This window comes from Mangrovicoccus algicola (assembly GCF_014903745.1).
In the GTDB taxonomy this organism is placed as follows: Bacteria; Pseudomonadota; Alphaproteobacteria; order Rhodobacterales; family Rhodobacteraceae; genus Mangrovicoccus; species Mangrovicoccus algicola.
The window spans coordinates 1-4,619 of sequence record NZ_JACVXA010000119.1 but is presented as its reverse complement, the minus strand read 5'-3'; the positions used below and the strand labels follow the sequence as shown (position 1 = coordinate 4,619).

Genomic DNA, 4,619 nt, shown 5'->3' with positions numbered 1-4,619 from the left:
GCCAGCCGCGCCTGCCCCCGGTCGCGCGCCAGCGCCCAGGCCCGCGGCTGCGCCGCGGCCAGGACCGGCAGATCGCGCAGCTGCCAGATCCCCCGGCCCGCTGCCAGCGCAGCCCCCAGGACCGCCATGGCCAGCCCCGCCGCCCACCATTCGGGGCGGATCGACAGGCTGCCCGAGACAGGCGCGCCGTAAAGCCCGCGCAGCGTCGCCGCCACATCCGGCAGGAGCAGCCCGGCCAGCGCATATCCCATCGCCACGCCCAGCCCGCCGGCCATCAGCGCCAGCGCCAGCGCCTCGGCGCTCAGCACCGCCGCCATGGCCCCCAGCGGCGTTCCCAGCGCGCGCAGCGTGCGGATCGTGCCGCGGCGCTGCTCGAAGGCCAGGCCCATCGCGCCATGGGCGATGAACAGTCCCACCGCGAAGGACAGCATCCCGAAGGCCGTCAGGTTCAGGTGGAAACTGCGGGTCAGCCCGCGGATATCCGTCCCGGTCCGCGGCGGGACAAGATGCAGGGCCGGCGCCACATCCTCCAGCGCGGGGCGCCCGGAAGTGGGCGGCGCCAGCAGCAGCAGCCGCGTCAGCCGGTCCTCCATCCCGAGGATCCGCGCCGCCGTGCCGATATCGGCAACCAGCATCCCCGGCGACAGGTCCTGCGTGGGCGCGCGCCGCGCCTCCACCGCGTCGGGCAGCAGGGCCAGCGTGTCGGGATGGCCGCGGATCTCGCCCGGCGGGGTGATGAAATCGCGCAGCGCCTCGGCCGGATCGCGCCCCGCATCGCCCCCGGGCAGCGCAGGCGCGCTCAGCGGGTCCAGCCCGATCAGCCGCGCGCTGCCTTCGGCCAGGGGAAGGCGGCCCTCGATCACCGGCGCGACCTGCCAGCCCGCCCGGCGCAGCGCCACGTAGTCGCACAGCGCCACGCCATCGCCGCCGCGGGGAACGATCAGCGGCAGGTCCGACTGCGCCAGCGCCGCCGCCGCCCGGTCATACCCCGCGCGGGCCTCGGCATTGATCGCCTGAACCCCGGTCCACAAAGCGGTGGCCAGGGCCAGGCCGAGGATCAGCGTCGCCGCCTGGCCCGGATGGCGCCGCCAATGCGCCAGCAGCGCCATGGCCGCCGCCGCGATCATGCCAGCCGGCCCCGCGCCAGGTGCAGCCGCCGCGACAGCCGTGCCGCCAGGCGCGGAGAATGGGTGACCATCACCAGCCCTGCGCCGGTCTCGGCGACCAGCTCCAGCATCCCGGCCAGAACCGCATCGCCGGTCGCCTCGTCGAGGTTGCCGGTGGGTTCATCCGCCAGGATCACCTGCGGCCGCACGGCCAGCGTCCGGGCGACGGCGACGCGCTGCTGCTGCCCGCCCGAGAGCGCCTCGGGATACTTGCCCAGATGCGGGGCCAGGCCCAGCCGACAGGCCAGCGCGGCGCACCAGTCCGGATCGTGCCGCCCGGCAAGCCGCGCCTGAAGCGCGATGTTCTGACCCGCGCTGAGCGAGGGGACCAGGTTGAACTGCTGGAAGATCAGCCCGATCCGGCCGCGGCGGATCCGTGCCAGACCGGCCTCGCCCAGGGCGCCCAGGTCCCGGCCCTCCAGCAGGACCGTGCCGCCATCGGGGCGGTCCAGCCCGGCCAGCAGCGTCAGCAGCGTGCTCTTGCCCGACCCGCTCTCGCCGGTCAGGGCCATGGTCTCGCCCGCCGCCAGCGACAGCGACACGCCGTCCAGCACGGGGACAAGGCCGGCATCGCCGGGAAAGGTCTTCACGATGTCGCGGGCATCCAGCAGCATGGGCGCCAAGCTAGTCCCGGGGCCGCGAAAGGCCAGTGACGCGGCGTCTCACCCGGGCTGGTCCGCGCCCGCGCGCCCGGCCAGCGCCGCGACCTGCGGAACCAGCGCATCCGCGATCAGGCCGATCCCCTCGGCCGTGGGATGCAGCCCGTCCCCCTGAAGCAGCCTTGCCCGCGCGGCCTGCGTGCCGTCATCCGCCGCGCGCAGCGGCGCGAAGTAATCGGCGAACAGATCGGCGCCGCGCGCCTCTGCCAGGTCGGGATAGATGGCGTCGAAGGCCGCCTTGTAGTCGGGTCCGTAATTGCCGGGGGCGGAAAACCCGATCAGCAGCACCGGCAGCCCCGCATCCGCCGCCTGCGCCAGGATGCCGTCGAGATTGGCGCGCACCTCGGCGGGGTCGATGCCGCGCAGCATGTCATTGGCGCCCAGCTCCACGATCAGCGCATCGACATCCGGCCCCAGCGTCCAGCCCAGCCGCGCCAGCCCGCCCGCGGAGGTATCGCCCGAGACGCCGGCATTCTGCAGCTCGGCCTCGACCCCCGCCGCCTCCAGCCGCGCCTGAAGCTGCGGCACCAGCCCCTCGTCCTCGTCCAATCCGTAGCCCGCCGTCAGGCTGTCGCCGAGCGCGGCGATCACAACCGCGTCAGCCTGGGCCGCAGCCGCCGGGTAGATCAGCGCAATTGCCACAGCCGCCTTGCGGGCCGCCCGCCCGGCGCCATATCGCAGGGATGTGACATGACCAAGGAGAGACGCGATGGCCGAGCCCGTCCTTGCGCTGAAGGATGCCGCCCTGACCCTCGACGGCAATGCCGGCCCCGTGGAGATCCTGCGGGGGATCACCATGGAGGTGGCGCGCGGGCAGACGCTGGGGCTCACGGGGCCGTCGGGATCGGGCAAGTCATCGCTCCTGATGCTGATGGGCGGGCTGGAACGCGCCACCGGCGGGACGATCGCCTGCATGGGGCAGGATCTTTCCGCGATGGACGAGGACCGGCTGGCCGTGTTTCGCAGGGACAATATGGGGGTGGTCTTCCAGTCCTTCCACCTCATTCCGACGATGACCGCGCTGGAGAACGTCGCGACCCCGCTGGAACTGGCCGGGCGGCGCGACGCCTTCGCGCGCGCCGAGGCGGAGCTGAAGGCCGTCGGGCTGGGCCACCGTCTGGACCATTACCCGTCGCAGATGTCGGGCGGCGAACAGCAGCGCGTGGCCCTGGCCCGCGCCGCCGCGCCGCGCCCGGCGCTGCTCTTGGCGGATGAACCCACGGGCAATCTCGACGGGGCGAATGGCGAGGCGATCATGGACATGCTCTTCGGGCTGCGCGACCGCCATGGCGCGACGCTGGTGCTGGTGACCCATGCGCCCGAGCTGGCGGCGCGCTGCGACCGGGTGATCCGGCTGCGGGACGGCACCGTCGAGGGCGAGGACCGGATGGGCGAGGCGGCGGAATGAGGCTGGCACAGGCGGGGCGGATCGCCCGGCGGGAACTGCGCGGCGGGCTCGGCGCCTTCCGCATCTTCCTCTCCTGCCTGACGCTGGGCGTCATGGCCATCGCCGCGGTCGGCACGGTGCGCATCGCCATCGAGGACGGGCTGTCGCGCGAGGGCGCCGCGATCCTGGGCGGCGATGCCGAGATGGAATTCACCTATCGCTTCGCCTCCGAGGCGGAGAAGGAGTGGATGCGCGGGATCTCGGCACGGATGTCCGAGATCGTCGATTTCCGCTCCATGGCCGTCAATGGCGCGGGCGAGCGCGGGCTGACCCAGGTGAAGGGCGTGGACGATCTCTATCCGCTGCTGGGGCGGGTCGTGCTGGCCCCCGCGATCCCTCTGGCGCAGGCGCTGGCCGGTGATGGCACGCGGCCGGGCATCGTCATGCAGAAGGTGCTGATCGACCGGCTGGGCCTGGCGCCGGGGGACACGGTGCGGCTGGGCACGCGCGACTTCGTCCTTGCCGCCGAACTGGTGCGCGAACCCGATGCGGGCACGGCCGGGTTCAGCCTCGGCCCGCGCAGCATCGTCGCTACATCGGCCCTGGAAGGATCGGGGCTCCTCTCGGCGGGGTCGCTCTTCGACACGGATTACCGGCTGGACCTGCCCGAGGGGGCCGATCTGGACGCGCTGCGCGCCGCGGCCGAAACCCGGTTCCGCGACGAGGGCATGCGCTGGCGCGATGCCAGGAACGGGGCGCCCGGCATCCAGCGATTCGTCGATCGCGTCGGCGCCTTCCTGGTGCTGGTGGGCCTTGCCGGGCTGGCGGTGGGGGGCGTGGGCATATCGGCCTCGGTGCGCGCCTATCTGGGCGCCAAGACCGGCACCATCGCGACGCTGCGCACGCTGGGGGCGGATCGCGCGACGGTGTTTCTCACCTACCTGATCCAGATCGGCGTGCTCAGCCTGATCGGCGTGGCGGCTGGCCTGGTGCTAGGCGCGGCGCTGCCGCTGCTGTTCGGTCCGCTGATCGAGGCGCGGCTGCCCGTTCCCATCGCGCTGGGGATCAAGTGGGGCGCGCTCGGCGAGGCGGCGCTCTACGGGATGCTGACCGCGGCGATCTTCGCGCTGTGGCCGCTGTCGCGCACCGAGGAGGTCCGCGCCGCCGCGCTGATGCGCGACGGGACCGCCCATGCCCCGCGCCTGCCGCGCGGGCGCTATCTGCTGGCCATCGCCGGGCTTCTGGCGCTGCTTGTCGGGCTGGCGGCCTGGCTGTCCGGGGTGCCCGATCTGGCGCTCTGGGCGGCGGCGGGGATCGCCGGGGCGCTCGCCGTCCTGGTGGCCGCGGCCCATGCCCTGCGCAGCATGGCAGCCCGCGCCGCGCGCCGGGGGCTCGCCCGCGGGCGCC

General features: G+C 73.8%; 5 protein-coding genes. 2 read left to right on the top strand and 3 right to left on the bottom strand.

The window, feature by feature from the left end:
• From ICN82_RS20820 to ICN82_RS20810, 3 genes are all read right to left on the bottom strand, one after another.
• A partial coding sequence (locus ICN82_RS20820; protein ID WP_330999046.1) for an FtsX-like permease family protein occupies positions 1 to 1,127 on the bottom strand: 1,127 nt, incomplete at its 3' end.
• A complete protein-coding gene (locus ICN82_RS20815) occupies positions 1,124 to 1,780 on the bottom strand; it encodes an ABC transporter ATP-binding protein (RefSeq protein ID WP_193187192.1) in 657 nt (218 codons plus the stop codon). The genes ICN82_RS20820 and ICN82_RS20815, both read right to left, overlap by 4 nt.
• Before the next feature lie 48 nt (positions 1,781 to 1,828).
• Complete coding sequence (locus ICN82_RS20810) at positions 1,829 to 2,467, bottom strand: arylesterase (protein ID WP_330999045.1); 639 nt, start codon at positions 2,465 to 2,467, stop codon at positions 1,829 to 1,831.
• Positions 2,468 to 2,534: 67 nt separating this feature from the next.
• On the opposite strand from ICN82_RS20810, the gene ICN82_RS20805 reads away from it, so the two are divergent.
• Together ICN82_RS20805 and ICN82_RS20800 are read left to right on the top strand one after the other, a co-directional pair.
• Positions 2,535 to 3,233 carry an ABC transporter ATP-binding protein gene (locus ICN82_RS20805; protein WP_193187186.1) on the top strand — a complete coding sequence of 233 codons (699 nt, stop codon included), beginning with the start codon at positions 2,535 to 2,537 and terminating at the stop codon, positions 3,231 to 3,233.
• On the top strand, positions 3,230 to 4,619 hold a 1,390-nt coding region (locus ICN82_RS20800; RefSeq protein WP_193187183.1), incomplete at its 3' end, for an ABC transporter permease. The genes ICN82_RS20805 and ICN82_RS20800, both read left to right, overlap by 4 nt.